The sequence below is a fragment of the Paraconexibacter algicola genome, from assembly GCF_003044185.1.
Taxonomy (GTDB): Bacteria; Actinomycetota; Thermoleophilia; order Solirubrobacterales; family Solirubrobacteraceae; genus Paraconexibacter; species Paraconexibacter algicola.
This window is the reverse complement of record NZ_PYYB01000001.1, coordinates 915,876-941,947: the sequence shown is the minus strand read 5'-3', so window position 1 is coordinate 941,947 and position 26,072 is coordinate 915,876. Positions and strand designations below refer to the sequence as shown.

The following is a 26,072-nucleotide window of genomic DNA, read 5'->3' as shown; positions in this document are numbered from 1 at the left end:
GCACGCACGGCAGCGTGGACCGGTCTTGCGGCGATGGTGGTGGTATGCAAAAATCTTAGTCCGCACGACTGAGATCGTGCCTCCTCTCCCGAACGGACCCGCCCATGCAGCCCGATCGCTTCACCACGCTCACCCAGGAAGCCGTCCGCGACGCCGTCTCGCTCGCGGAGCGCCGCCGCAACCCGCAGGCGATGCCCGAGCACCTCCTGCTCGCCCTCATCGACCAGGAGAACGGCATCGTCCCGGCCGTCCTCGCGAAGCTCGGCGTGGCCACGACCGCGATCCGCGCCGCCACCGAGGCGGCGATCGACGACCTCCCGCGCCTCGGCGAGGGCGGCGAGGTCGCCGGCCCGGCCTCCGAGCTCGTGCAGGTCCTGCGGGCCGCCGAGCACGAGATGCGCGAGCTCGGCGACGACTTCATCTCCACCGAGCACCTGCTGCTCTCGCTCTCCGGGCACGGCTCGCGGGCGGGCGAGGCACTGCGCGGCGCCGGCGCCACGAAGGAGCGGCTGCTCCCCGCCATCGGCGAGGTCCGCGGCCCGCACAAGGTCACCGACCAGAACCCCGAGGAGCGCTACCAGGCGCTCGAGCGCTTCGGCATCGACCTCACCGCGCGTGCCGAGCGCGGCGAGCTCGACCCGGTGATCGGCCGCGACGACGAGATCCGCCGCGTCATCCAGGTCCTCTCCCGGCGCACGAAGAACAACCCGGTGCTGATCGGCGAGCCCGGCGTCGGCAAGACCGCGATCGCCGAGGGCCTCGCCCAGCGGATCGTGCAGAACGACGTGCCCGCCGCCCTGACCCACCGCCGCGTCGTCGCGCTCGACATCGGCTCGCTGATCGCGGGCGCCAAGTACCGCGGCGAGTTCGAGGACCGCCTGAAGGCCGTCCTCAAGGAGGTCCAGGACGCCAAGGGGCAGATCATCCTGTTCCTCGACGAGCTCCACACGATCGTCGGGGCGGGCGCCGCCGAGGGCGCCGTCGACGCCGCCAACCTGCTCAAGCCGATGCTCGCCCGCGGCGAACTGCGCGCCGTCGGCGCCACGACCCTGGACGAGTACCGCAAGCACATCGAGAAGGACGCGGCGCTCGAGCGGCGCTTCCAGCCCGTCACGGTCGGGGAGCCGTCCGTCGAGGACGCCATCGCGATCCTCCGCGGCCTGAAGGAGCGCTACGAGGAGCACCACGGCGTCCGCATCCAGGACGCCGCGCTCATCGCCGCCGCGACGATGTCGCACCGCTACATCTCCGACCGCTTCCTCCCCGACAAGGCGATCGACCTCATCGACGAGGCGTCGTCGCGGCTGGCGATCGAGATGGACTCCGTGCCCACCGAGATCGACGAGGTCGGCCGCCGCATCCTGCAGCTGCAGATCGAACAGACCTCGCTGGAGAAGGAGAAGGACGACGCCTCCAAGGCGCGCCTGGACGCGCTCCAGCGCGAGATCGCCGACCTCGAGGAGCAGCACGCCGCGATGACCGCGGAGTGGCAGCGCGAGAAGGACGCCGCGCAGGGCGTCGGCGAGGTCATCCAGCGGATCGGCGAGGTCGAGCGCGAGCTCGAGCGGGCCGAGCGCGAGGCCGACCTCGAGACCGCCGCGAAGCTCCGCCACGGCGAGCTGCCCGAGCTGCGCCGCCGCCTCGAGGAGGCCGAGGCCGCGGCCGCCGACGAGGACGCGCCGGCCAGCCGCTTCTTCAAGAAGGAGGTCGACGCCGAGGACATCGCCGAGGTCGTCGGCCGCTGGACCGGCATCCCGGTCAGCCGCCTGATGGAGGGCGAGATCGAGAAGCTCGTGCAGATGGAGGCGCGGCTGCACCGCCGCGTCATCGGCCAGGACGAAGCGGTCTCCGCGGTCGCCGCCGCGATCCGCCGCTCGCGCGCCGGCCTGCAGGACCCGGACCGGCCGATCGGCTCGTTCCTGTTCATGGGCCCCACGGGCGTCGGCAAGACCGAGCTCGCCCGCGCGCTCGCCGAGCAGATGTTCGACAGCCAGGACGCGATGGTCCGCATCGACATGTCCGAGTACATGGAGAAGCACTCCGTCGCCCGGCTCGTCGGGGCGCCCCCCGGCTACGTCGGCTACGACGAGGGCGGCCAGCTGACCGAGGCGGTGCGCCGCAAGCCCTACGGCGTCGTGCTGCTCGACGAGGTCGAGAAGGCCCACCCGGACGTGTTCAACGCGCTGCTGCAGGTGATGGACGACGGGCGCCTGACCGACGGCCAGGGGCGCACCGTCGACTTCAAGAACGTCGTGCTTATCATGACCTCGAACGTCGGGGCGGGCAGTGCGGACGGCTACCGCGCCGCGCTCGAGCGCACGTTCCGGCCCGAGTTCCTCAACCGCCTCGACGACATCGTCGAGTTCCACGCGCTCAGCCGCGAGCAGCTGTCGGAGATCGTCGACATCCAGGTCGAGCGGCTCGTCGGCCGCGTGCGCGAGCGCGGGGTCGAGGTCAAGCTCACCGACGGTGCGCGCACCCTGCTCGGCGACCTCGGGCACGACCCCACCTACGGGGCCCGGCCGCTCAAGCGGGTCATCCAGAAGCGGCTCGTCGACCCGCTGGCGATCGCGATCCTCGAGGGCACCTACCGCGAGGGCGACACCGTGCACGTCGAGGCGGTCGACGGGGAGCTCGTGCTCACCGCCGGCGCGCCGTCGCCCGACGTGGCGACCGCCTGACCGTCCGTCCGCCCGTCCCGCGCCGCCCGGTGCGGTACGGGGCGGGCCGGGGCCCTCAGCCCGTCACGGTCCGGATCCGCACGCCGACCGTGTAGTAGGTGAACGTCGTCTTGGACGTGCCCTTGCGGTACGTCGGGCTGGTGTCGAACTGCAGCCGCCACAGCCCCTTCTCGGCCTCGAACGGGAACAGCCGCCGCAGCTTCGTGCGGGCGAGGTTGCCGCACGCGCCCGTGGCGGTGCCCAGCCGCACGGTCGCCTTGCGCCTCCCGTTCGGTCGCACGTAGTGCAGGTACACCGACGGGGCCTTCGCGCGCTGCTCGAGGTTGAAGCCGGTCGCGGTGAACCGCACCTTCAGCGTCGACGGCCGCCCGCGGGAGGGGGAGAAGCCCGCGAACACGTCGGAGGTGAAGAAGCTCGTCGTCGCCGACTGGGCACCCGAGTCCACCCGCAGCGTCCAGCGCCGCTGGCGCTCCCCGAGCGACGCCAGCGACGGCGTGCGGACCTCGCCCGGCCCGATCGCGCCGAGCGCGTCGGTCCTGCCGGTGCCGCCCGGCAGCGGCTGCCCGTCGAGGTTGATCTGGTAGTCCGCGTTCGGCTGGAACTGGTTGCCCGACAGGATCACCGGACGGCGGTCGTCGCCGCCGACGTCCGCGTAGCAGTCCAGGTCGGTCTGGATCCGCGGGGTCGCGGCCGGGGTCTGGGCGACGGCCGGCACCGCGAGCAGCGGCGACAGCGCGAGGACGGACACGGCGGTACGACGGGCGTTCATGGGACCTCCGGGGCGGGCGGGGTGGACGGACGGTAGCCGCTCCGTGCGACGGTGTCCGCACACGGGAACACGCGGATCGGGTAGAACGCGCGGTGTCCGGAAGTCGTCCTGCGGCACCAACCCACGGAGGTCCCCATGCCCACGTACATCATGCTCTCGACCCTCACCCCGGAAGGCGTGCAGACGGTCAAGAACAACCCGCAGCGCATCCGCGAGGTCAACAACGAGGTCGCGCAGCTCGGGGCGAAGGTCACCGCCCAGTGGTCCACGCTCGGCCGCTACGACTTCATCAACATCGTCGAGGCGCCCGACGAGCAGACGATGGCGCGCGTCAGCCTCGAGCTCGGCTCGCGCGGCACCGCCCGCTACGAGACGCTGCCCGCCATCCCGATCGACGACTTCATCGCGTCGCTCTAGACCCTCCCCAGGAGCCCCGCCACCCATGAAGGTCCTCGTCGTCGGCAGCGGCGGCCGCGAGCACGCGATCGTGCGCGCGCTCGCCCGCAGCCCGCAGTCCCCGCAGCTGCTCTGCGCCCCCGGCAACCCCGGCATCGCCGCCGACGCGACGCTCGTCGACGTGGCGGTGACCGACACCGACGGGCTCGTGGCCGCCGCGCAGGACCACGACGTCGACCTCGTGGTGGTCGGTCCCGAGGTCCCGCTCGTCGCAGGCCTCGTCGACGCGCTCGCCGCGGTCGGCCGCCGGGCGTTCGGCCCGATCGCGGCCGCCGCGCGCATGGAGGGCTCCAAGGAGTACGCCAAGGAGGTCATGGAGGCGGCGGGCGTCCCGACCGCCTCGTGGACCGCGGTGGACGACGTCGAGACCGGTCTGGCCGCGATCACCGGCTACCCGACGGTCCTGAAGTTCGACGGGCTCGCCGCCGGCAAGGGCGTCGTCATCGCGCCCGACGAGGCGGCGGCCCGCGAGGCGCTCGAGGCGTTCCTCGTCGAGCGCCGCTACGGCGACGGTCGCGTCGTCGTGGAGGAGTTCCTCGTCGGGGAGGAGCTGTCGCTGCTGGCGCTCTGCGACGGGGAGCGGGCGGTGGCGCTCGCCCCCGCCCAGGACTACAAGCGGATCTTCGACGGGGACGAGGGCCCGAACACGGGCGGCATGGGCTCCTACTCCCCGGTTGCCGGGGTCGACGGCGCGCTGGTGCAGCGGATCGTCCGCGAGATCCACCAGCCCGTCATCGACGAGCTCGCGCGGCGCGGCACCCCGTTCCACGGCGTGCTCTACGCCGGCCTCATGCTCACCGCCGCGGGCCCCAAGGTCATCGAGTTCAACGCGCGCTTCGGCGACCCGGAGACGCAGGCGGTCCTGCCGCGGCTGCGGTCCGACCTGCTCGAGCATCTCCTGCGCGCCGTCGAGCCGGGCGGCCTGGACGGCATCGCGCTCGATTGGGACGACGGCTGGGCGGTGACGCTCGTGCTCGCCAGCGCCGGCTACCCGGAGGCGCCGCGCACCGGCGACCCGATCACCGGGCTCGACGAGGCCGCCGCGACGGGCGTGGAGATCACGCACGCTGGCACGCGGGCGGTGGACGGCGCGATCGTCACCGCCGGCGGGCGGGTCCTGAACGTCACGGCGCTGGGGTCCGACGCGGCCGCCGCCCGCTCCGCCGCGTACGCGGCGGCCGACCGGATCACCTTCGAGGGCAAGCAGCAGCGCAGCGACATCGCGCTGCGCGCCGTGGAGCGCAGCCAGCACCCATGAGCGAGCAGCCCGGGGCGGACCTCACGCCGACCACGCGGCCCGAGGTCGCCTTCGAGGAGCTCGAGGTCGGGGCGCCGCGCGTCGGGATCGTCATGGGCACGAAGGCCGCGCTGCCCGTCATGGAGCAGGCCGGCCCGGTGCTCGAGGAGGCCGGCGTGCGGTACGAGATCCGCGTGCTGAAGAGCCCGGAGGCCGTCGCCGACTACTGCCGCAACGCCCGGATGCGCGGCCTGCGTGTCATCGTCGCGGGCGCCGCCCTGTCGGCCGGGCTGCCGGGCGTCGCCGCCGCGCACACCGACCTGCCGGTGATCGGCGTGCCGCTGACCGCACCGGGGACGGTGTCCGGCGGCCTCGACGCCGTGCTGGGCGTGGTGCAGATGGCGCCGGGCGTCCCGGTCGCGGCGGTCGGGCTCGACAACGCGCAGAACGCGGCGCACCTCGCGCTGCGGATCCTCGCCGCGTAGCGCGCGCGACCGGGCCCGGGAACGCCACGGCGCGCCCGACCGCACCCTCGCGTTCCCGGCGCGGGCTCAGCCGAGCGGGGTGCCGAAGCGGTCGGCGAAGGCGATCTCCGCGAGGGGGTTGCGGGCCCGCGGGCGCCGGTCGCGCTCGGCGAGGCGGGGGTCGGAGGCCTCGACGGACTCCGGCGGGGCCAGGCGGCCGATCGCGACGCCGATGGTCACCTGCCACGCCGCCGGGACCTCCAGGAGCGCCGCGGCGCCCGCGTGGTCGAACCCCGCGAAGGGGTGGACGTGCAGGTCGAGCGCCGTCGCCTGGACCGACAGGTGCGCCGTCGCCTGGCCGAGGTCGTGCGCCGCGTACGCGGCGTAGTCGACCGGCGCGCCGTCGTCCTCCGTCACCCGATGGGCGGTCACCACCACGGCGCTCGCGCGGGGGACCCAGGACGCGTTGCCGCGCGACAGGAGCTCGGTGAACGCCGCGTGCTGCGCGTCCCCCCGGCGCAGCGCGACGAACGCCCACGGCTGCACGTTGCCGAACGACGGCGCCCAGCGGGCCGCCTCCAGCACCGTCCGCAGGTCCTCGTCGGTCAGCTCGTGCCCCGGGTCGTACACGCGCGGGCTCCAGCGCTGCGCGAGCAGCTCGTGGATGGGCGGGCCGTCCTGCCCGGGTTCGCGGTCGAGCGCCATGCCCCGATCCTGGCAGGTGCGCGAGAATCGCCCGGTGACCGCCGTCCCGAACGTCCTCGCCCACCGCTACGCCTCGGCGGAGCTCGCGCGCATCTGGTCCCCCGAGCACAAGATCGTGCTCGAGCGGCAGCTGTGGATCGCGGTCCTGCGGGCGCAGAAGGACCTCGGCGTCGACGTCCCCGACGGCGTGATCGAGGCCTACGAGGCGGTCGTCGACCGGGTCGACCTGCCGTCGATCGCCGAGCGCGAGCGGGTCACGCGGCACGACGTCAAGGCGCGCATCGAGGAGTTCTCCGCGCTCGCCGGGCACGAGCACATCCACAAGGGGATGACCTCGCGCGACCTGACCGAGAACGTCGAGCAGCTGCAGATCCGCGCGTCGCTGGAGCTCGTCCGCACGCGCGTGGTCGCGACGCTCGCGCGGCTCGCCGCGCGCGCCGCCGAGTACGAGACGCTCGTGATGGCGGGCCGCTCCCACAACGTGCCGGCGCAGGCCACGACGCTCGGCAAGCGGTTCGCCACGGTCGCCGACGAGCAGCTCGTCGCGCTCGAGCGGCTCGAGGAGCTGATCGCCCGCTACCCGCTGCGCGGGGTGAAGGGGCCGGTCGGCACGAGCCAGGACATGCTCGACCTGCTCGACGGGGACGAGGGGCGGCTCGCGGAGCTGGAGGAGCGGGTCGCGCGGCACCTCGGCTTCGAGCGCGTGCTGACGAGCGTCGGGCAGGTGTACCCGCGGTCCCTGGACTTCGACGTCGTCTCCGCGCTCGTGCAGGTCGTCAGCGCGCCGTCGAACCTCGCGACGACGATCCGGCTGATGGCGGGCAACGAGCTCGTCACCGAGGGCTTCCAGCCCGGCCAGGTCGGCTCGTCGGCGATGCCGCACAAGATGAACACGCGCTCGTGCGAGCGCGTCAACGGCCTGGCGGTGATCCTCCGCGGCCACCTGTCGATGGTCAGCGAGCTCGCGGGCGACCAGTGGAACGAGGGCGACGTCTCCTGCTCCGTGGTCCGCCGGGTCGCGCTGCCCGACGCGTTCTTCGCCACCGACGGCCTCTACGAGACGTTCATCACCGTGCTCGACGAGTTCGGCGCGTTCCCCGCGGTGATCGCGCGCGAGCTCGACCGCTACCTGCCGTTCCTCGCCACCACGAAGGTGCTGATGGCCGCCGTGCGGACGGGCACCGGCCGCGAGGAGGCGCACGAGGCGATCAAGGAGCACGCGGTCGGCGTCGCGCTCGGGATGCGCGAGCAGGGCACGGCGGAGAACGAGCTGCTCGGGCGCCTCGCCGCCGACGACCGGCTGGGCATGACGCTCGACGCGCTGCGCGAGGCGGTCGCCGAGCCGCTCGCGTTCACCGGCGGGGCGGTCGCCCAGACGCGCGCGGTCGTCGCCCGCGTCGAGGAGGTGCTCGCCCGCTTCCCGCAGGCGGCCACCTACACGCCCGGCGCGATCCTCTGACCGGCCGCCCGGCGGCTCACTCCACCACGGTCCCCTCGACGCCCGCGGGCGCCGGGGGGTACTGCGGGTCGAGCCGCTCGAGCGTGTCGACGAGGATGTTCAGGACCGCCCAGTTGCGGTACCAGTTGCGGTCGCCGGGCACGACGTACCAGGGCGCGTCGCGCGTGGTGGTCGCGGCGATGGCGTCCTCGAACGCGCGCTGGTAGGCGTCCCAGTGCTCGCGCTCGGCGAGGTCGGCGGCGTTGAACTTCCACCGCTTGGCCGGGTCGTCGACCCGCTCCTGCAGGCGCGTCCGCTGCTCCTCGGGGGAGATGTGGAGCATGATCTTCACGACGGTCGTGCCCTCGCCGACGAGCAGCTCCTCGAACGCGCGGATGCGGCGGAAGCGGGCGCGCACGACGTCCTCGCCGACGAGGCCGTGGACGCGGACGACGAGCACGTCCTCGTAGTGGCTGCGGTTGAACACGGCGATCTCGCCGTCGCCCGGCGCCTGCGCGTGGATCCGCCAGAGGAAGTCGTGCGCGAGCTCCTGGGCGGTGGGGGCCTTGAACGAGGCGACGCGCACGCCCTGCGGGTTGACGCCCTCGAACACGGCCCGCACCGTGCCGTCCTTGCCGCCGGCGTCCATCGCCTGCAGGACGACGAGCAGCGACCGCGAGCCCTCCGCGTACAGGCGGGCCTGCAGCTCGGCGAGACGGGCGCGCAGGACGGCCGACGCGTCCTTGGTGGCGAGCTTGTCGCCGGGGGCGCCGGCCTTCGTGCCGGGGTCGATCGCCGCGAGGTCGACGGTGGTGCGCGGGCGGATCCGCCAGCGGTCGGACACGGGGCGGGAGGGCATGCGCGCAGCATCGCATCTCCGTCGCCCTTGACCCAGGGGTCGGGAAGGGAGGATGCTGGCGCGCACGGAGTCTTCGCCCGTCGCGTGCGCGACGGCAGGCGTGGGCCGGGATTCGCTGTCACCGGCCCGCCCAACAGGGTCGCCCTGCGTGTCCACCCGCGCAGGGCGACCCGCCAACCTGCCCGCGGCGCCCTTGCACGGGATCGTTAGGTCCCTAATGTTCGGTACCTGATGAGTTCTCCGGTCACCGCACACGACCCCCGCACCCCGCCCGAGCCGCTCGGCCGCGAGGTCGTCTCCGTCGCGATCGTCGTCGTCCTCGGCGCCGTCATGTCGGTCCTCGACACGACGATCGTCAACGTCGCCCTCGAGACGCTCGCGCGCGACCTCGGCAGCCCGCTCGCCGACATCCAGTGGATCGTCACCGGCTACCTCCTGGCCCTCGCCGCCGTCATCCCGATCACCGGCTGGGCCTCCCGCCGCTGGGGCGCGCGACGGCTCTACCTCACCGCCCTCGTCCTCTTCACCGCCGGCTCCGCGCTCTGCGCGCTCGCCTGGTCGACCCCGAGCCTCGTCGCCGCCCGCGTCATCCAGGGTGCCGGCGGCGGCCTGCTGCTCCCCGTCGGCCAGATGATCCTCGCCCGGGCCGCCGGCCCGCAGCGCATGGGCCGCGTCATGGGCCTCGTCGGCGTCGCCGTCGTGATGGCGCCGATCTTCGGCCCCGTCCTCGGCGGCGTGCTGCTGGAGAGCGCCGGCTGGGAGTGGATCTTCCTCATCAACGTGCCCGTCGGCGCGGTCGCCGTCGTCGCTGCGCTGCGCCTGCTCCCGCACGACGAGCCGCAGGAGGCCGGTCGCCTCGACCTCGCCGGGATGGCGCTGCTGGCCCCCGGCCTCGTCGGCATCACCTACGGCCTCGCCGAGACCGCCACCCACGACCTCGCCAGCGCGCCGGTCGTGCTGCCGCTGCTCGCCGGTGCCGTCCTCGTCGTCGCCTTCGCGCTGCGCGCCCTGCGGATCCCCCGCCCGCTGCTCGACGTGCGGCTGTTCCAGAACGGCGGCTTCCGCAACGCGTCGCTGCTGACCTTCGCGCTCGGCGCCGCGATGTTCGGCTCGATGATCCTGCTGCCGCTCTACTTCCAGACGCTGCGCGGCGAGAGCGCCACCGCCACCGGCCTGCTGATGGCCCCCCAGGGCGTCGGCGCCGCGCTCGCCATGTTCCTCTCCGGACGGCTGACCGAGCGCTACGGCGGCGGGCTCATCGCCACGATCGGCGTCGTCGTCACCGCGGTCGCGACGATCCCGTTCGCGTTCATCGGGGCGGAGACCTCCTACGTCCTGATCGGCGCCGCGATGGTCGTCCGCGGCATCGGCATCGGGATCGCGTTCGTCCCCGCGATGTCGGTCGCGTTCGCGGTGCTGCGCCCCGACCAGGTCGGCGACGCCTCCCCGCAGCTGAACACGCTCCAGCGCGTCGGCGGATCGCTCGGCACCGCGCTCTTCACCGTCGTCCTGCAGCACCGCCTCGACGACGCGGCCCCGGGAGCGGCGGGCGCCGCCGACGGGTTCGCCAGCACCTACTGGTGGGTGCTCGGCGTGACCCTGCTGGCCCTCCTGCCCGCCCTGCGGCTGCTCGCCGTCGAGCGCGCCGCGCGCCGCGCCACCGACGCCGAGGCCGTCGAGGAGGCGCAGGAGACGCTGCGCGAGGCGGTGCCCGCGTGACCCGCGAGGAGCAGCTCCTGGAGCTGCGCCGCGCGCTGCGCGAGCTGCTGCACACCGAGCGGCGGCTGCGCAGCCGCGAACCCGAGCCCGGCCGGCTGTCGTGGCCGCAGTACCGCGTCGTGCACGCGCTCGTCGAGCTCGGCGGCACCGCGCCCGCCGGCAAGCTCGCCGTCGCCGCCGAGATGACGCCCGCGTCGCTCACCCAGGCCGTCGACGGGCTCGCCACCCTCGGGCTCGTCGAGCGCGCCCGCTCCGACGCGGACCGCCGCCGGGTCGACGTCGTGCTCACCGCCGCCGGGCGCGAGAAGTACGACGCGGTCGGCGCGCGCATCCAGCCGCTGTGGGACGAGGCGTTCGGCGACGACACCCCCGAGGAGCTCGCGCAGGCGACCCGGACCCTCGAGCGGCTCACCGCCCTGCTGCTGCGCTTCTGAGCGCAGTGCGCTCAGGCGTCGACCGCGGCGCGCGCGAGCGCCATCGCGCCCTCGCGGCTGCGCGCCACCGCCAGGAACCGCGCCGCGTGGCAGAACACGGCGTCCGGCACCCCGGTGACCTCCTGCAGCGCCTCGTGCTCCAGGCCCGCCCACGCCTCCGGCAGGTCCTTGCGGTTGGCGAACTGGCCCGGCACCGCCTGGACGGCCTGCACGCCCCAGCCGGCCGACTTCGGGGCGAGCACGTACAGCGCCTCGGGGGCGTGCGCGTGCACCGCGCGCATCCACGGGAGCGACCGGTCCAGCTCGACGATCCGCGGGTCCGCGCTCGCCGCCACGCAGCGGGCGACGATCTCCTGCGCGCGCGCCGTCGCCGCCGCGCCGCGGATCTCGCGCGCGAGGACGCCCTCGGCGAGCGCGAGCGCCTCGTGGAAGCGCGCGTCGACCGTGGCGTCGTCCTCCGGCTCCTCCCACGTCGGGTTGAAGCCGCCGATCACCCCGCTGACGCCCATGATCGCCACGCCCTCCACCACCGGGGTGGCGATCGTCTGGCCCGTGTCGTTGGCGTCGATCCCCTGCACGAGGACCTCCTCCACGAACCGCGCCGTGACCTCGTCCCCGCCGCACGCCTGCACCCCGAACGCCTTCCAGACCAGGCCGAACGACGCGTAGCGGATCCCGTTCGGCCGCTCGCCCGCGCCCCCGCGCTGATGGTGGTCGAAGTCCCCGGTGGCGGGGTCGTAGCGGTGTCCGACGTCCACCCGCAGGTCGGCGGCGGCGTGCAGGTCCCGGTCGCGCGTGCGGACGATCTCCACGTTCTCCGCCCCGTGGACCGCGCGCAGGACCGCGAGGGCGAAGACCTCGTCGGCGTGGAAGGAGCCCGAGTGGGTGGCGACGCGCATGGCGCTGCAGCCTAGTCGTGGATGCCGAGCAACTCCGCGTAGCCGCGGTCGACCACCCGGTCCGGGGTGATCCCGAGGGCCCGCGCGAGCGCGTCGACGGCGGCGTGCTCGGCCCGCAGGTCCGAGTCCGGCGGTGCGACCGCCTCGAGCTCGACGAAGTTCCCGAGCCCCTCGATGCGGTCGAGGTGGATCCGGACCGCGCCGTGCATCAGCAGCCGGCGGGACTTCACGACCGTCCCGGACTCGCCGAGGGCCTGCGCCAGCGCGGCCCGCAGCGACGCCGGGTCCGGGACCGGCACGAGCCGGTAGCTGCTCGGGCGCGCGCGGGCCTCGCGCGGGCGGTCGTAGGAGATCAGCGTCGCGCCGCGCGGTCCCTCGTCGCGGAGCTTGAGCCGGCCGTGGGGCACCGGGAAGTACGTGTCGGCCTGCTCCAGCGTGCCCATCGAGACGGCTCCGGTGTCGCGGACGGCGGCGAGGGTCGAGACCGGATCCGGATCGTGGGCCTTCAGCTCGACGTTGCGGCGGGGCGCGGCGGGCGGGATCACGTGCCCGGACGCTAGCGGGCGCGTGCCTGCCGCCCGCCGTGGTCGCTAGCATCGGCCCACGTGAGCCCGCCGTCCCTCGCCGACCTGCCCCTGCTGCACCGCGGCAAGGTCCGCGAGATGTACGACCTGGGCGCGGACACGGTCCTGCTCGTCGCGAGCGACCGGATCTCCACCTACGACGTCATCCACCCGAACCCGATCCCGGACAAGGGCAAGGTCCTGACCGCGCTGAGCGCGTTCTGGTTCGAGCGGACCGCCCCGATCGTGCCGAACCACGTCGTCTCCTACACCGACGGCGTGCCCGCCGAGGTGCGCGGACGCGCCGCCGTGGTGCGCAAGCTCACGATGCTGCCGGTCGAGGCCGTCGTGCGCGGCTACATCACCGGCTCGGGCTGGACCGACTACCAGGCGACCGGCCGCGTCTCCGGCATCGAGCTGCCGCCCGGCCTGCAGGAGTCCCAGCAGCTGCCGCACCCGATCTTCACGCCGTCGACGAAGGCCGCGCTGGGCGACCACGACGAGGCGATCGACTTCGACGGGGCCGTCGCCGCGATCGGCGACCGCGCGCTCGCGGAGCGCGTGCGCGACACCGCGATCGCGCTCTACGTCGCCGCCGCCGAGCACGCCGCCTCACGCGGTGTCCTGCTCGCCGACACGAAGTTCGAGTTCGGCCTCGACGCGGACGGCACGCTCGTCGTCGGCGACGAGGTGCTCACGCCCGACTCGTCGCGGTACTGGCCCGCCGACGGCTACGAGGTCGGGCACGGGCAGCCGAGCTACGACAAGCAGTACGTCCGGGACTGGGCGCGCAGCACCGGCTGGGACAAGACGCCGCCCGCGCCGGAGGTCCCGGAGGACATCGTCGCGGGCACCCGCGCACGGTACGTCGAGGCGTACGAAACGATCACCGGGGAGTCGTTCGACTCCTGGCTCGAGAGGACAGCAGCATGAAGGCACGAGTGCTCATCCGGCCCAAGGCCGGCATCCTGGACCCGCAGGGCGTCGCGGTGGAGCAGGCGCTCCCCGCCCTCGGGTTCAGCGGCATCAGCGAGGTCCGCGTCGGCCGCATGGTCGAGCTCGAGATCGAGGACGAGTCGCAGCTCGACGCGCTCTGCCAGAAGCTCCTCGCGAACACGCTGATCGAGGACTACGAAGTGGTGAGCGTCTCGTGAAGTTCGGCGTCGTCCGCTTCCCCGGCACCTGCGACGACTTCGACGCGCGCGACGCCGCCCTGCGGGTCGACGGGGCGCAGGCCGTGCTGCTCTGGCACGGCGACCACTCGCTGCAGGACGTCGACGCCGTCATCGTCCCCGGCGGCTTCTCCTACGGCGACTACCTGCGCGTCGGCGCGATCGCCCGGTTCGCGCCCGTCATGAGCGAGGTCATCGAGTTCGCCCGCCAGGGCGGCACCGTGCTCGGCATCTGCAACGGCTTCCAGATCCTCTGCGAGGCGGGCCTGCTGCCCGGGGCGCTGCTGCCCAACACGGGCCGGCGGTTCATCTTCCGCCAGGTCGACCTCGACGTGGTCCGCGCCGACACGCGCTTCACGAGCGCCGTGCCCGCCGGGCAGACGTCGCTGTCGATCCCGATCAAGCACACGACCGGCCGCTACTACGCGCCCGAGGACCAGCTCGACGCGATGGAGGCGAACGGCCAGGTGCTGTTGCGCTACGCCCCCGGCCAGAACCCCAACGGCTCGCTGCGCGACATCGCGGGCGTGACCAACGAGGCCGGCAACGTCTTCGGCCTGATGCCCCACCCCGAGCACGCGGTCGACCCGCTCACCGGCTCGGTCGACGGGCTGACGCTGTTCACCTCGATGGCCCAGGCGGTCGCCAATGTCTGACGTCCAGTCCGTCCCCGGGGTCGAGCAGGCGGTCGCCCTCGGCCTCACGCGCGACGAGTACGCGTTGATCATCGAGAAGCTCGACGGCCGCGAGCCCAACGAGGTCGAGCTCGCGATGTTCTCGCTGCTGTGGAGCGAGCACTGCGCCTACAAGCACTCCAAGAAGATCCTGCGCACGCTGCCCACCGAGGGCGACGCGGTCTTCATGGGGCCGGGCGAGAACGCCGGCGCGGTGCGCGTCGGGCTCGCCGAGGACTCCGACCTCGTCTGCGCGTTCAAGGTCGAGTCGCACAACCACCCGTCCGCGGTCGAGCCGTTCCAGGGCGCCGCCACCGGGGTCGGCGGCATCCTGCGCGACATCTTCGCGATCGGCGCCCGCCCGGTCGCCGTGCTCGACGCGCTGCGCTTCGGCGAGCCGACGTCCGAGCGCTCCCGCTACCTGCTCGACCGCGCGGTCGCCGGGATCGGGCACTACGGCAACTCGATCGGCGTCCCGACGATCGGTGGCGAGGTCTACTTCGAGGGCCCGTACGAGACGAACTGCCTCGTCAACGCGATGGCCCTCGGGCTCGCGAACGCGGGCGACATGATCCGCTCCGCCGCGACCGGGGTCGGCAACCCGCTGATCCTCTTCGGCGCCTCCACCGGCCGCGACGGGATCGGCGGCGCGTCCGTCCTCGCCTCCGCCGAGCTCGACGACGCCGACGGGGACAAGCGCCCGACCGTCCAGGTCGGCGACCCGTTCGAGGAGAAGAAGCTCCTCGAGTGCTCGCTGGAGCTGCTCGAGAAGGGGCTGCTCGTCGCGCTGCAGGACCTCGGCGCCGCGGGCCTGACGTCCAGCGCCTCCGAGATGGCCTCCAAGGGCGAGACCGGCATGGACATCGACATCTCCAAGGTGCCGCTGCGCGAGCCGGGCATGGCGCCCTTCGAGATCATGGTGTCCGAGTCGCAGGAGCGGATGCTCTGCGTCTGCACGCCCGAGAACGTCGACGCGGTCATCGCGATCACCGACAAGTGGCTCGTGCACGGCACGGTCATCGGGTCGGTCACCGACACGCGCGCGATGCGGATCTTCGACGGCGAGACGCTCGTCGGAGAGATGCCCGTCGAGGCGCTGGTGGACGACTGCCCGCTCTACGACCTCGCGCCCGCCAAGCCGCAGCAGCCGCTGTACCCGGCGCCGGTCGCGACGCTCGCCGCCGACGCGTCGCCGCGCGACACGCTGCTCGCGCTCGTCGGCGCGCCGAACATCGCGTCGCGCCTGCCGCTGTTCGAGCAGTACGACCCGGTCGTGCAGTCGCGCACCGTGCGCCGCCCGAACACGTGCGACGCCGCCGTCCTGCAGCTGCCCGACGGCAGCGGCCTCGGCGTGTCGATCGACTGCAACGGCCGTCGGGTCGCCGCCGACCCGTACCGCGGCACGATCGAGGCGGCGCTGGAGTGCGCGTCGAACCTCGCGTGCGCGGGCGCCAAGCCGCTGGGCACGACGAACAACCTGAACTTCGGCAACCCCGAGAAGCCCGAGATCGCCTGGCAGCTCACCGAGGCCGTCCGCGGCCTGGGCGACGCGTGCCGCGCGCTCGACGCCCCGATCGTCGGGGGCAACGTCTCCCTGTACAACCAGGGTGCCGCCGGCCCGATCTACCCGACCCCGGTCGTCGGCATGGTCGGCGCGCTGCCCGACGTCACCCGCGCCGGGCAGCTCGGGTTCGCGAAGGAGGGCGACCTCTGGGGCCTGGCCGGCTGGACCGGCATGCCGTCGCTCGACGCGAGCGAGCTCGCGAAGCTCCGCGGGGACGCGCTCCCCGACGGCCTGCCCGAGTTCGACGTCGACCACGTGATCGCGACGCAGGAGGCGATCCGCGAGGCGGTCCGCTCCGGCGCGCTGTCCAGCGCCCACGACGTCGCCGAGGGCGGCTTCGCGGTCGCGGTCGCCGAGTGCTGCCTGGCGGGCGGCATCGGCGCCAAGGTCCTGGGCGAGCCGACCACCGACCGCACGCCGCGCGAGGTCGTCGACGCGATCCTCTTCGGGGAGCGGCCGGGTGGGTTCATCGTCTCGGGCTCCGAGGAGGCGCTCGAGGCGCTCGCCGAGAAGATCCCGCTGGACATCTTCGGCGAGGTCGGCGGCGACACGCTCGACATCGTCGCGGGCTCGGAGACCTTCTCCGTGACGCTCGACGAGCTCCGCGACGCGCACGCGTCGCTGCGCCCGCTGTTCCCGTAGCGGGCTGCTTCGCGACTTCCGGTCGCGACACGCGTTGCAGATGCCATGCGCACCCATGGCACGGGCGGGGGGCCGCGGTTCCCCGCCCTCGACGGCGTCCGCGGACTCGCGGCGCTCGCCGTCGTCGTCCATCACGTCGGGCTCTACGTCGGCGCCCACGGGGACATCGCGGGCGGGGAGGTGCTGCGACGCCTCGACGTCGGGGTGCCGGTCTTCTTCGCGCTCTCCGGCTTCCTGCTGTACCGCCCGTTCGTGGCCGCGCGGGCGGCCCGTGGGCCGGCGGTGCGCGTCCCGGACTACCTCCGTGCCCGCGCGCTGCGCCTGCTGCCCGCCTACTGGGTGGCGCTCGGCCTGGTGGCCGCCGTGCCGTACCTGGCGAGCGTCACGCCGACGATCGACCCGGTGCAGTCGGGGGACTGGTGGCGGTACTTCGGGCTGACGCAGGTCTACACCGCGGACGCCATCGGGCAGGGGTTCCCGCACGCGTGGACGCTCTGCGTCGAGCTGAGCTTCTACCTCCTGCTGCCGCTGTGGGCCGCGGTCTGGTCGCGCCGGCCGCTCGACGACCGGCGCAGCGTCGCCGAGGTCGTCCTGCTCCTCGGTCTCGGCGTCGCGTCGTGGGGCGTGCGCACGCTCACCTACGTCGAGCCGCAGGTGCTCGGGTCGTGGTTCCCGTTCGGCTTCACCGTGGGCGCGACGTTCCTGTGGTTCAGCGTCGGGATGGCCGCCGCGGTCCTCGGCGTGCACCGCCCGGCCTGGATCCGCGCGTGGCCGGCGCCCGGTGCGGCATGGGCGGCGGCGCTCGTGGTCTTCCTCCTGCTGAGCTACGCGGCCGGGCTCCCGCGCTCGACCGCCCGGCCCTCGGGCGTCGGCTTCCTGCTGCTCCACGGGGTCCCGGCGCTGATCGCCGCGCTGCTGGTCGTGCCGTTCACCACGACGGACGGGCACGGGCGCAGCGCGGTCGGCCGCGTGCTCGCCTCGCGCCCGCTCGTCCGGCTCGGAGAGGTCTCCTACGGCGTGTACCTGTGGCACCCGATCGTCGTGCTCGTGCTGCTCGACCAGGGCGTCGGGACCGACGACCGCTTCTGGATCCTCGCGCCCGCCACGATCGCCGCCTCGATCGCGCTGGGCGCCCTCTCGTTCGAGCTGGTCGAGCGCCCGGCGAGGCGGCTGCGACGGCGGCGGGTGCTCGCGCCCGCACCGCGTCGAGTGGACGCGTGATCCTTCAGGGAAGGATCAGCCGTCCACGACGCGGGCGGCCGAGCCGGGCGCCGCGCGCGAGGAGCACCGGCTCGACCCGTGCGGCGACGGTGCGCGGGCGGTGCAGGACCTCGTCCCAGGCGGCGCGGACGGTCTCGATCCCGGCCGCGGCGAGCAGCCGGTCGCGGTGCGCGTCGCGCGCCTGGCGGACCGGGCCGGCGTGGCCGCGGCCACCGTCGGTCTCCCCCGCGACGCGGAGGTCCGGCCACCAGAAGTCGTGGCGGATGCGCGTGCCGTCCGTCAGCGTGGCCGGCTGCTGGCAGATCGGCCGCGGCCAGCCGCGCGCGTCGGCGATCGCGAGGAACGCCTCCTCGACGTCGTTGGCGGTCCGGGTCGTGCCGGGCACGTGCTGCTCGATCACGGCGGCCAGGACGTCGGCGCCCCGGCGCCCGCGCGACCGGGCGAGCAGCTCGCGCAGCTCCCACGGGCGCAGATGCCCGTGGTAGGCGGCCTCGTCCACGAACCGCTCGACCAGCCGCTGCGGATGCCCGGCGGCGATGTGCAGCAGCGTGCGCGGGAGCGCGAGGCACGCGGTGCCGTCCCGCACGGTGACGTCGCGCGGGTCCAGTGTCGCGAGGCGGTGCACGGCGACGCCGGGTCGGCGCGGCCGGCGCCCGCCGGGGACGCAGACGTGGATCAGGTCGTCCGGCCCCGCCTGGTGGGTGACGAGGCCCCACGCCTCCGCGGCCGACCAGCGGTCGAGCGCCGCGCCCGCGCCGCAGGAGGCCACGGCGGCGTGCCGACGCAGGGCAGGCGGCAGGGGCGCGCCCGGCAGCCGGAACACGCCGGGGAACTCCTCCACCAGCCGGCCGTCGCGCACGCGCAGCGTCAGCGCGTTGCGGCAGACGCCGGCCTGCGCGAGCTGCCCCGTCGTCGCGATGCCGCCGTGCGCGGCGACGGTGGTGGCGATCAGCGTCGCCGTCGGGCGCGGGCGGGCGCGGCGGCGGCGCGACCCGGCGCCAGCGCGGTCGGGGGCCGCGGCGGGGTCGCCGCCCCGCGCCGTGGACACCACGTCCTTCCCCGAAGGTCCTGGTGTCCACTCGTCGCCGTCGGCCATGCCCCGGAGTCCACCCGGGGGCGTGCCACGGCATAACCACCAGGGTGTGCCGATCCCGCTACAGCTTCACGGTGATCGTGCGGGGACGGGACTCAGTCGCGCGCCTGCTCCCACTCGATCGGGTCGCCGCTTCCGGCCGGCGGGTAGCCGAGCTCGCGCAGCAGGCCCGCGAGCGTCTCGCGGCGGACCGCGCCGTAGCTCAGCACGTGCGCGAGCACGCCGCCGTAGGTGAACGCCTGAGGCGGCTCGCAGAGCGCGTCGACGAACGCGTCGTCCCAGGCGCCCCGCGCGCGCACGTCGTCCACGAGCGCCCGGAAGCGCGGGGCGACGTGGTCGAAGCGGCGCAGGAGCTCCCCGGACTCCGCGGGCGGCGGCTCCTCCCCGGCGATCGCCGCGGTCCAGACCTCGAGCGTGCGGACCGACCGCTCCGCCAGCAGTCCGGCCGTCTCCTCCGGGCCCTCGAACCAGACGATCACGAGCCCGGGACGCACGGCGCGGTCGCGGTCCTCCTGGGACAGCCGGGCGACGATCTGCAGCAGCTCGCGGGTGCGGTCGAGGTGGTGGTGCAGCAGCCGGTCGGTCACGTCGCGGCCGCCGGCGCGCGGGCCGGGGACGGTGAGGCCGGCGGGGCCGAGGAAGTGGATGCCGTTGCGCGCGGGGAGCGCGACCGGCAGGTCCGACGTGGCGAACACGCGGGGCGGCACGCCGTACGCCCGCGCGAACGCACGGCTGAACGCCTCGGGGGACCCGTAGCCGGCCGCGGCCGCCTCCGTGCCGCTCGCCGCCCCGCGGCGCAGCCGCCACGCGGCGCGCTCCAGCAGCAGCCGCCGGCGCAGCGCCACCGGGGTCTCGCCGGTCGCGGCGCGCACGAGCCGGTCGAGGTGGTCACGGGAGAACGACGCGCGCGCGGCGAGCGCCCGGCCGTCGACGTCCGGCTCGTCGAGGGAGCCGACGACGAGGTCGAGCAGGTCGCGCAGCCGATCGGACACGCCGTCCATTTGATCGCATTCGACGCGTCGCCCGTCGGCGGTGCGACCGTCCGGCACGGTGCGGGGCATGCCCTCCTGGTCCACGTTCGCCGACGCCGCCCCCGCGCTCGCGCAGCGCGCCCGCGCCCGCCTCGACGCGCACGTCCACAAGACCCTCGCGACGGTGCGCGCGGACGGCTCCCCGCGCATCAGCGGCATCGAGACCCGCTGGCTGGAGGGCGACCTCTTCGTCGGGTCGATGCCCGGCGCCCGCAAGGCGCTCGACCTCCGTCGCGACCCGCGGTTCGCGCTGCACTCCGGCTCCGAGGACCCGCCGGCGTGGCCGGGGGACGCGAAGCTCGCCGGGGTCGCGCACGAGGTCACCGACGACGAGGCGGTCCGGCTGGCGATCCTCGCCGGGACGCCCGACGCCGACGCGCACGTCTTCCGCCTGGACCTGCGCGAGGTCTCGACCGTGCACGTCGAGGACGACGTGCTGGTCGTCGAGGTGTGGACGCCGGAGCGCGGCCTGCGGCGGATCGAGCGGACGTGACCGCGGGGCGCGCGGCTCAGGTCGTCACGGCCTCGCCGATCTGCACGCGCCACAGGCCCGCGTAGCGCCCGTCGAGCGCGAGCAGCTCGTCGTGGGTGCCGGACTCGGTGATGCGCCCCGCCTCCAGCACGTGGATGCGGTGCGCGTGGCGGACGGTCGACAGGCGGTGGGCGATGACGATCGTCGTGCGGTTCGCGCTGACCGTGCGCAGCGACCGCTGGATCGCGGCCTCGGTCTCGGTGTCGACGGCGGCGGTCGCCTCGTCGAGCAGCAGCACCGCGGGGTCGCGCAGGATCGCGCGGGCGAGCGACAGCCGCTGGCGCTGGCCGCCGCTCATCCGCATGCCGCGCTCGCCGACCATCGTGTCGAGCCCCTCGGGCATCGCCTCCACGAACGCCAGCGCCTCGGCGGCGCGCAGCGCGCCCTCGATCTGCGTGTCGTCGGCGTCCGGGCGCCCGTAGGCGACGTTCTCCCGCACGGTGCCGCTGAACAGGAAGACGTCCTGCGCGACGTACCCGAGCGACCCGCGCAGCGACTCGAACCGCAGCGACGGCAGCGCGGCCCCGTCGAGCGTGATCGTGCCGGCGGTCGGGTCCTCCAGGCGCAGCAGGAGCTTCACCAGCGTGGACTTGCCCGCGCCGGTCGGGCCGACGATCGCGTGCGTCTCGCCGGCGGGGACGTGCAGGTCGATCCCGCGGAGCACCGGCGGCGCGTCGTCCCCGAGGTGCCGATACGCGAACTCCACCCCGTCGAGCCGCACCTCGCCGCGGACCGGCGTCACGAGCGTGTCCGTGCCGCCGATGATCCGCGGCGGCACGTCGAGCAGGTCGAGGATCCGCCGCGTGGACGCCATGCCGCGCTGGTAGAGGTCGAGCACCTCGCCCAGGCGGGTCAGCGGCCACAGCAGCCGCTGGGTCATGAACACGAGGACGCTGAACGCCCCGACCTCGAGGTCACCGTCGAGCGCCGCGTTGCCGCCGATGACGAGCGTCATCGTGAACCCGGCGAGGATCGCCATCCGGATCAGCGGCACGAACGCGCTCGACACGCGGATCGCGTCGCGGTTGGCCTCCCGGTAGGCCTGCGAGGCGGCGGCGATCCGGTTGACCTCCCGCTCCTCCGCCGTGAACGCCTTGATCGTCGCGAGCCCGGCGAGGTTGTTCGCCAGCACGCCACCGACCGCGCCCGCCCGCTCGCGCACCGACCGGTACAGCGGGGTCAGTCGCCGCTGGAACGCCAGCGACCCGAGCACGATCACGGGGATCGGCAGGAACGCCAGCAGCGCCAGGAGCGGCGAGATGACGACGAAGACCGTGCCGACGAGCAGCACGTTCATGACGGTGAGGATGATCTCGTTGGCGCCGACGTCGAGGAACCGCTCGAGCTGGTTGACGTCGTCGTTGAGGACGGCGAGCAGGTCGCCGGTCTCCCGGTCCTCCAGCGCGCCGAGCTCCAGCCGCTGCACGTGCGCGTACGCGTCCATGCGCGCCTCGTGCTCGATCGTCTGCGCGAGCGTCCGCCAGGAGATGTCGGCGAGGTAGTCGGTCACCGACTCCATCACCCACACGAACAGGTTCGCGGCGGCGAGCACGAGCAGCTGGTGGAAGCGGTCCTCGACGCCGACGAGGTCGGAGACGATCGAGCCCTGCCCGCGGACGACGACGTCGACCGCGACGCCGATCAGCAGCTCCGGCGCGATGTCGAAGACCTTGTTCAGGACGCTGAACGTCGTCGCGCGGCGGATCGCGCGCCGGTGCGGGGAGGCGTAGTGCCACAGCCGCCGCAGGGGCGAGGCGTCCGGGGCGGCGGTGGGGGCGGGGAGCGAGGACATGCCCCCGACACGATGGCAGGCCACCCTGACGAGCGGCGGTCGGCGGGGAACGACCCCGCATCCTGCGGACATCCGGTCCATGGACGCGCCCCGGCACGCTGCTACCCTGACCGGGCTGCCCCGGCAGCTCCTCTCATGAGTGTCAGCGCTCCCCTTCCCATGGCGGACCCCGACGGACGCGAGGGTCCACGCGACGAGTGCGGCGTCTTCGGGATCTACGGTCCCGGCCACGACGTCTCGCGCCTCGCGTACTTCTCGCTGTTCGCGCTCCAGCACCGCGGCCAGGAGTCGGCCGGCATCGCCGCCGCCGACGTCGACGGCTACATCATCACCCAGCGTGCGCTGGGCCTGGTGAGCCAGGTCTTCAAGGAGCACGACCTCAAGGCGCTCGGCGGCGACCTCGCGATCGGCCACACCCGGTACTCGACGACCGGCTCCAACGAGTGGGAGAACTCCCAGCCGGTGCACCGCTCGGCCGGCTCGGGCGGCAACCGCCGCGAGCTCGCGCTCGCGCACAACGGCAACCTCATCAACGCCGTCGAGATGCACGCCAAGCTGCGCTCGCAGGGCGTCACGTTCTCCTCGACCTCCGACTCGGAGATCATCGCGGCGGCGCTCGCGTCGCACCCCGCGGAGACGATCGAGGAGGCCGTCAAGGACGTCATCCCGCAGCTGAAGGGCGCGTTCTCGACCGTGGTGATGACCAACGACAAGGTCATCGCGTTCCGCGACCCCGCCGGTGTCCGACCGCTCGTGCTGGGCCGCTTCGGCGACGCGTACTGCGTGGCCAGCGAGTCCTGCGCGTTCCTGACGATCGGCGCCGAGTACGTGCGCGAGGTCAAGCCCGGGGAGATGGTCGTGCTCGACGCGCGCGGCGTCACCTCCGAGCAGGTCGGCGACCCCGCCGCCCGCGAGGCGTTCTGCGTCTTCGAGTACATCTACTTCGCGCGGCCCGACTCGCGCATGGGCGGCGGCGCGCTGCAGATCGCCCGCGAGCGGATGGGCGAGGTCCTCGCCCGCGAGGCCCCGGTCCCCGGTGCGGACCTCGTGATCGCGGTGCCGGACTCCGGCAACCCGGCGGCGCGCGGCTTCGCGCGCGCGTCCGGCATCCCGCAGGGCGAGGGGTTCGTCAAGAACCGCTACATCGCGCGGACGTTCATCCAGCCCGGCCAGGAGCTGCGCAAGCACGGCCTGCGGCTGAAGTTCAACCCGCTGCCCGAGGTCGTCGCCGGCAAGTCGCTCGTCGTCGTCGACGACTCGATCGTGCGCGGCAACACGACGCGGCAGATCGTCCAGATGCTGCGCGACGCCGGGGCGCGCGAGGTCCACATGCGGTCCTCCGCCCCGCCGATCAAGAACCCCTGCTACTACGGGGTCGACATGTCCACGCGCGAGGAGATGGTCGCCCACCAGCGCACCGTCGAGGAGATCTCCGCGCACCTCGGCACCGACTCGCTGGCGTACATCTCGCTGGAGGGCGTCTACGAGGCCGTCGGCAACGCCGACCGCGCCCGCCACTGCGACGCGTGCTTCAGCGGCGAGTACCCGCTGGACGGCACCGTCGACACGCAGGGCAAGTTCGACCTCGAGCTGCCGCTCGTGCAGTCCTCCGCGCGCTAGACGCGCCGTTCGCGCCGTCTCCGTCACGAACCCGTGCCGGTCCTGTCACGACGGGCCGGAGGCGACCGGTCCCGTCGTTATGGTCCGCCGCCGTCGATGCGCCCGCTCCCTCTCGACGCCCTGCAGCGGTACTACGGCCACACCGCCTTCCGGCCCGGGCAGGCGGAGGCGGTCGCGGCCGCGCTCGACGACCGCGACGTGCTCGTCGTGATGCCGACCGGCGCGGGCAAGTCGCTGTGCTACCAGCTGCCCGCCCTGCTGCGCGACGACCTGACCGTCGTCGTCTCGCCGCTCGTGTCGCTGATGCAGGACCAGGTCGACGGGCTGCGCGCGCGGCTCGGGGCGCGCGGCGCGCTCGTCGGGGCGATCAACGGCCAGCAGGACACGGCGACGAACCGGGCGGTCCTCGCGCGCGCCGTCGCCGGCGAGCTGCGGCTGCTGCACGTCGCGCCCGAGCGGTTCTCCTCCCCGGACGTGCTCGCGGCGCTCGCGGGCGCCCGCGTCGGGCTGTTCGTCGTCGACGAGGCGCACTGCGTCTCGCAGTGGGGGCACGACTTCCGCCCCGACTACTTCCGGCTCGGGGACGTCGCCCGCGCGCTCGGGGCGCGCGCGATCGTCGCGTCGACCGCGACCGCCACGCCGCAGGTCGCGCAGGACATCACCGCGCGGCTGGGCCTGCGCGACCCGGTGCGCGTGCAGACCGGGTTCGACCGGCCCGCGCTGAGCTTCGGGGTCGTGCCGTGCAGCTCGCCCAACGACCGTGCGCGACGGATCGTGCACGCGCTCGCCACCGCGCCGGCGCGACCGGCGATCGTCTACGCGGGCACGCGGCAGGCGGCCGAGACGCTCGCCGCCCGCATCGGCGCCGACCTCGGCGTCACCTGCGCCGCGTACCACGCGGGCCTGCCCGCGCCGCGTCGCAGCGAGGTGCAGCGCCGCTTCATGGCGGGCGAGCTGGAGATCGTCGTCGCGACCAACGCGTTCGGCATGGGCGTCGACAAGGCCGACGTGCGGACCGTCGCCCACGACGGCGTCCCGGCGTCCCTGGAGGCCTACTACCAGGAGGCCGGGCGGGCGGGCCGCGACGGCCGTCCGGCGCGGGCGCTCCTGTTCGCCTGCGCGAAGGACAAGGGCCTGCACGTGTTCTTCATGCAGCGCAGCGAGATCGACGACGCGCTGCTGGACCGGGTCGCCGGGCGCGTGCTCGCCGCCGCCGACGCCGACGGGCTCGTCGACGCCCCGGTCGCCGCGCTCGCCGGGACCGACCGGCCCGACCAGGTCCGCGCGATCGTCGGGCACCTCGACCGGGCGGGCGTCCTGGTCCTCGAGCCCGGGCGCGCCGACCGCGTGCGGGCGCGCCTGGGCCGCCCGCACGACCCCGACACCCGCGACGCGTGCCGGACCGCGGCCGGGGAGGCGCAGCGCGCGCGCTGGGCGCAGTACCGGGCGGTGTGGGCGTACGCGGAGGGCCGCGGCTGCCGCCGCGCGGCGCTGCTGCGGCACTTCGGCGACCCCGCCCCGGGCGCGCCGACCGTCCCGTGCTGCGACGTCTGCGACCCGACCGTGCTGCCCGCGGGGCCCGCGGCGACGCTCAGCGGCGCCGACCGCGCCCGCGTCATCCGGGCGACGCTCGACGGCCCGGTCCGGCCGCTGGTCGAGCGCTCCCCGGTGGACGCCTGCCGGGCGCTCGTGCAGCGGCTCGGCGACGACGCGGACGAGGAGACGCTCGTGCGGATCCTCCGCGGCCGGCGCAGCCGCGAGATCGCCCGCCGCTCCTGGGACGGGCTCCCGGAGTACGGGGCGTTCGCCGACCTGTCGGCCGCCGAGGTGCTGGCGCTGCTCGGCGAGGCGGTGGGCGCCCGATGAGCCTGCGCGTCGTCGTCCTCGCGTCGGGTGCCGGGACGAACCTGCAGGCGATCCTCGACGAGCTGCACGGCGGGCCCGAGGGCGTCGTGGTCGTCGGGGTCGCGGGCGACCGGCCCGGCGCGCCCGCCCTGGAGCGCGCCGCTGCGGCGGGCGTCGCGACCGCCGTGTTCCCGCGCGACGCGTTCCCCGACCGGGCCGCGCGCGACGCGGCGCTCGCCGCCCAGGTCCAGGCGTGGGAAGCCGACCTCGTCGTGCTCGCCGGCTACATGGCGCTGCTGGACCCGGGCTTCACGCGCCGGTTCGCCGGACGCATCGTCAACGTGCACCCGTCGCTGCTGCCCGTGTTCCCCGGGCTGCGCGCGATCGAGCAGGCGATCGCCTACGGCGTCAAGGTCGCGGGCGTCACCGTCCACCTCGTCGACGACGGGATCGACACGGGCGCGATCCTGCTGCAGGACGCGGTCGCGGTCGCCGACGACGAGACCGCCGCGAGCCTGCACGACCGGCTACGGCCGCTGGAGCACGCGCTGCTGTGCCGGGCGGTCCGCGCGTTCGCGGCCGACGGGGTGTCCGCCGACCCGGACAATCCCCGCAGGATGCGGGTGACCTGAGTCCGCGTTTCCCGGGCGTTCTCTAGGCTC

The 26,072-nt window shown here is 74.4% G+C and carries 24 protein-coding genes; 16 read left to right on the top strand and 8 right to left on the bottom strand.

From position 1 onward, the window contains the following. Positions 1-104: 104 nt before the first annotated feature. Positions 105-2,681 carry an ATP-dependent chaperone ClpB gene (gene clpB / locus C7Y72_RS04430; protein ID WP_107567383.1) on the top strand — a complete coding sequence of 859 codons (2,577 nt, stop codon included), beginning with the start codon at positions 105-107 and terminating at the stop codon, positions 2,679-2,681. A gap of 55 nt (positions 2,682-2,736) precedes the next feature. Here clpB and C7Y72_RS04425 read toward each other — a convergent pair whose 3' ends face one another. Next, positions 2,737-3,450, bottom strand: a complete 714-nt coding sequence (locus C7Y72_RS04425; RefSeq protein WP_107567382.1) for a hypothetical protein — start codon at positions 3,448-3,450, stop codon at positions 2,737-2,739. Positions 3,451-3,585: 135 nt separating this feature from the next. Here C7Y72_RS04425 and C7Y72_RS04420 point away from each other — a divergent pair, with 135 nt between their 5' ends. The 3 genes from C7Y72_RS04420 to C7Y72_RS04410 are packed head-to-tail and all read left to right on the top strand — an operon-like array spanning position 3,586 to position 5,628. After that, entirely contained in the window at positions 3,586-3,867 is a 282-nt protein-coding gene (locus C7Y72_RS04420; protein WP_107567381.1) for a GYD domain-containing protein, read from the top strand. Positions 3,868-3,892: 25 nt separating this feature from the next. Then, positions 3,893-5,164, top strand: coding sequence for a phosphoribosylamine--glycine ligase (purD, locus tag C7Y72_RS04415; protein WP_107567380.1), 1,272 nt, complete (start codon positions 3,893-3,895; stop codon positions 5,162-5,164). Beyond that, positions 5,161-5,628, top strand: a complete 468-nt coding sequence (locus tag C7Y72_RS04410; protein ID WP_107567379.1) for an AIR carboxylase family protein — start codon at positions 5,161-5,163, stop codon at positions 5,626-5,628. The genes purD and C7Y72_RS04410 overlap by 4 nt, the downstream gene beginning before the upstream one ends. Before the next feature lie 66 nt (positions 5,629-5,694). Here the strand turns inward: C7Y72_RS04410 and C7Y72_RS04405 are convergent, their stop codons facing one another. Further along, positions 5,695-6,312 (bottom strand): nitroreductase family protein, encoded by a 618-nt coding sequence (locus tag C7Y72_RS04405; protein WP_107567378.1) that lies wholly within the window; start codon positions 6,310-6,312, stop codon positions 5,695-5,697. Between C7Y72_RS04405 and purB the strand changes: the two genes are divergently transcribed. Beyond that, complete coding sequence (gene purB, locus C7Y72_RS04400; protein WP_107569600.1) at positions 6,311-7,771, top strand: adenylosuccinate lyase; 1,461 nt, start codon at positions 6,311-6,313, stop codon at positions 7,769-7,771. The two genes, C7Y72_RS04405 and purB, sit on opposite strands and share 2 nt — an antisense overlap. Positions 7,772-7,787: 16 nt before the next feature. Here purB and C7Y72_RS04395 read toward each other — a convergent pair whose 3' ends face one another. Continuing rightward, positions 7,788-8,609: a PPK2 family polyphosphate kinase gene (locus C7Y72_RS04395; protein WP_107567377.1), complete on the bottom strand. Its 822-nt coding sequence runs from the start codon at positions 8,607-8,609 to the stop codon at positions 7,788-7,790. Positions 8,610-8,840: 231 nt separating this feature from the next. Between C7Y72_RS04395 and C7Y72_RS04390 the strand changes: the two genes are divergently transcribed. Next, positions 8,841-10,328: a DHA2 family efflux MFS transporter permease subunit gene (locus tag C7Y72_RS04390; protein ID WP_107567376.1), complete on the top strand. Its 1,488-nt coding sequence runs from the start codon at positions 8,841-8,843 to the stop codon at positions 10,326-10,328. Then, the gene (locus C7Y72_RS04385; RefSeq protein WP_158276640.1) at positions 10,325-10,762 is read left to right on the top strand and encodes a MarR family winged helix-turn-helix transcriptional regulator; all 438 of its coding nucleotides are present in this window, start codon (positions 10,325-10,327) and stop codon (positions 10,760-10,762) included. Before C7Y72_RS04390 ends, C7Y72_RS04385 begins: the two co-directional genes overlap by 4 nt. Before the next feature lie 11 nt (positions 10,763-10,773). Here C7Y72_RS04385 and C7Y72_RS04380 read toward each other — a convergent pair whose 3' ends face one another. Both C7Y72_RS04380 and C7Y72_RS04375 read right to left on the bottom strand, forming a co-directional pair. Further along, positions 10,774-11,661, bottom strand: a complete 888-nt coding sequence (locus C7Y72_RS04380; protein WP_107567375.1) for an MYG1 family protein — start codon at positions 11,659-11,661, stop codon at positions 10,774-10,776. Positions 11,662-11,672: 11 nt separating this feature from the next. Continuing rightward, positions 11,673-12,206, bottom strand: a complete 534-nt coding sequence (locus C7Y72_RS04375) for a class IV adenylate cyclase (protein WP_107567374.1) — start codon at positions 12,204-12,206, stop codon at positions 11,673-11,675. Between the two features lie 60 nt (positions 12,207-12,266). On the opposite strand from C7Y72_RS04375, the gene C7Y72_RS04370 reads away from it, so the two are divergent. Genes C7Y72_RS04370 through C7Y72_RS04350 form a run of 5 tightly spaced genes read left to right on the top strand, consistent with a single transcriptional unit; the run spans position 12,267 to position 17,497 of the window. Then, positions 12,267-13,157, top strand: coding sequence for a phosphoribosylaminoimidazolesuccinocarboxamide synthase (locus C7Y72_RS04370; RefSeq protein ID WP_107567373.1), 891 nt, complete (start codon positions 12,267-12,269; stop codon positions 13,155-13,157). Then, a complete protein-coding gene (purS, locus tag C7Y72_RS04365) occupies positions 13,154-13,378 on the top strand; it encodes a phosphoribosylformylglycinamidine synthase subunit PurS (protein WP_107567372.1) in 225 nt (74 codons plus the stop codon). The genes C7Y72_RS04370 and purS overlap by 4 nt, the downstream gene beginning before the upstream one ends. After that, positions 13,375-14,052 (top strand): phosphoribosylformylglycinamidine synthase subunit PurQ, encoded by a 678-nt coding sequence (gene purQ / locus C7Y72_RS04360; RefSeq protein WP_107567371.1) that lies wholly within the window; start codon positions 13,375-13,377, stop codon positions 14,050-14,052. The genes purS and purQ overlap by 4 nt, the downstream gene beginning before the upstream one ends. Continuing rightward, entirely contained in the window at positions 14,045-16,276 is a 2,232-nt protein-coding gene (purL, locus tag C7Y72_RS04355; protein ID WP_107567370.1) for a phosphoribosylformylglycinamidine synthase subunit PurL, read from the top strand. Before purQ ends, purL begins: the two co-directional genes overlap by 8 nt. Before the next feature lie 45 nt (positions 16,277-16,321). Further along, positions 16,322-17,497: an acyltransferase family protein gene (locus C7Y72_RS04350; RefSeq protein WP_107567369.1), complete on the top strand. Its 1,176-nt coding sequence runs from the start codon at positions 16,322-16,324 to the stop codon at positions 17,495-17,497. 4 nt (positions 17,498-17,501) lie between these two features. Here the strand turns inward: C7Y72_RS04350 and C7Y72_RS04345 are convergent, their stop codons facing one another. Both C7Y72_RS04345 and C7Y72_RS04340 read right to left on the bottom strand, forming a co-directional pair. Continuing rightward, positions 17,502-18,593, bottom strand: coding sequence for a type IV toxin-antitoxin system AbiEi family antitoxin domain-containing protein (locus C7Y72_RS04345; protein WP_146175254.1), 1,092 nt, complete (start codon positions 18,591-18,593; stop codon positions 17,502-17,504). Between the two features lie 92 nt (positions 18,594-18,685). Beyond that, positions 18,686-19,582, bottom strand: a complete 897-nt coding sequence (locus C7Y72_RS04340) for a helix-turn-helix domain-containing protein (protein ID WP_107569596.1) — start codon at positions 19,580-19,582, stop codon at positions 18,686-18,688. Positions 19,583-19,649: 67 nt separating this feature from the next. Between C7Y72_RS04340 and C7Y72_RS04335 the strand changes: the two genes are divergently transcribed. Then, complete coding sequence (locus C7Y72_RS04335) at positions 19,650-20,114, top strand: pyridoxamine 5'-phosphate oxidase family protein (RefSeq protein ID WP_107567367.1); 465 nt, start codon at positions 19,650-19,652, stop codon at positions 20,112-20,114. Positions 20,115-20,130: 16 nt separating this feature from the next. Here C7Y72_RS04335 and C7Y72_RS04330 read toward each other — a convergent pair whose 3' ends face one another. Next, entirely contained in the window at positions 20,131-21,945 is a 1,815-nt protein-coding gene (locus C7Y72_RS04330) for an ABC transporter ATP-binding protein (protein ID WP_107567366.1), read from the bottom strand. A gap of 159 nt (positions 21,946-22,104) precedes the next feature. On the opposite strand from C7Y72_RS04330, the gene purF reads away from it, so the two are divergent. The 3 genes from purF (at position 22,105) to purN (ending at position 26,042) form a co-directional block, all read left to right on the top strand. Further along, a complete protein-coding gene (gene purF / locus C7Y72_RS04325; protein ID WP_107567365.1) occupies positions 22,105-23,565 on the top strand; it encodes an amidophosphoribosyltransferase in 1,461 nt (486 codons plus the stop codon). A 96-nt stretch (positions 23,566-23,661) separates the two neighbouring features. Beyond that, positions 23,662-25,431 carry a RecQ family ATP-dependent DNA helicase gene (locus tag C7Y72_RS04320; RefSeq protein ID WP_107567364.1) on the top strand — a complete coding sequence of 590 codons (1,770 nt, stop codon included), beginning with the start codon at positions 23,662-23,664 and terminating at the stop codon, positions 25,429-25,431. Beyond that, positions 25,428-26,042, top strand: coding sequence for a phosphoribosylglycinamide formyltransferase (gene purN / locus C7Y72_RS04315; protein WP_107567363.1), 615 nt, complete (start codon positions 25,428-25,430; stop codon positions 26,040-26,042). The genes C7Y72_RS04320 and purN overlap by 4 nt, the downstream gene beginning before the upstream one ends. Positions 26,043-26,072: the final 30 nt, after the last annotated feature.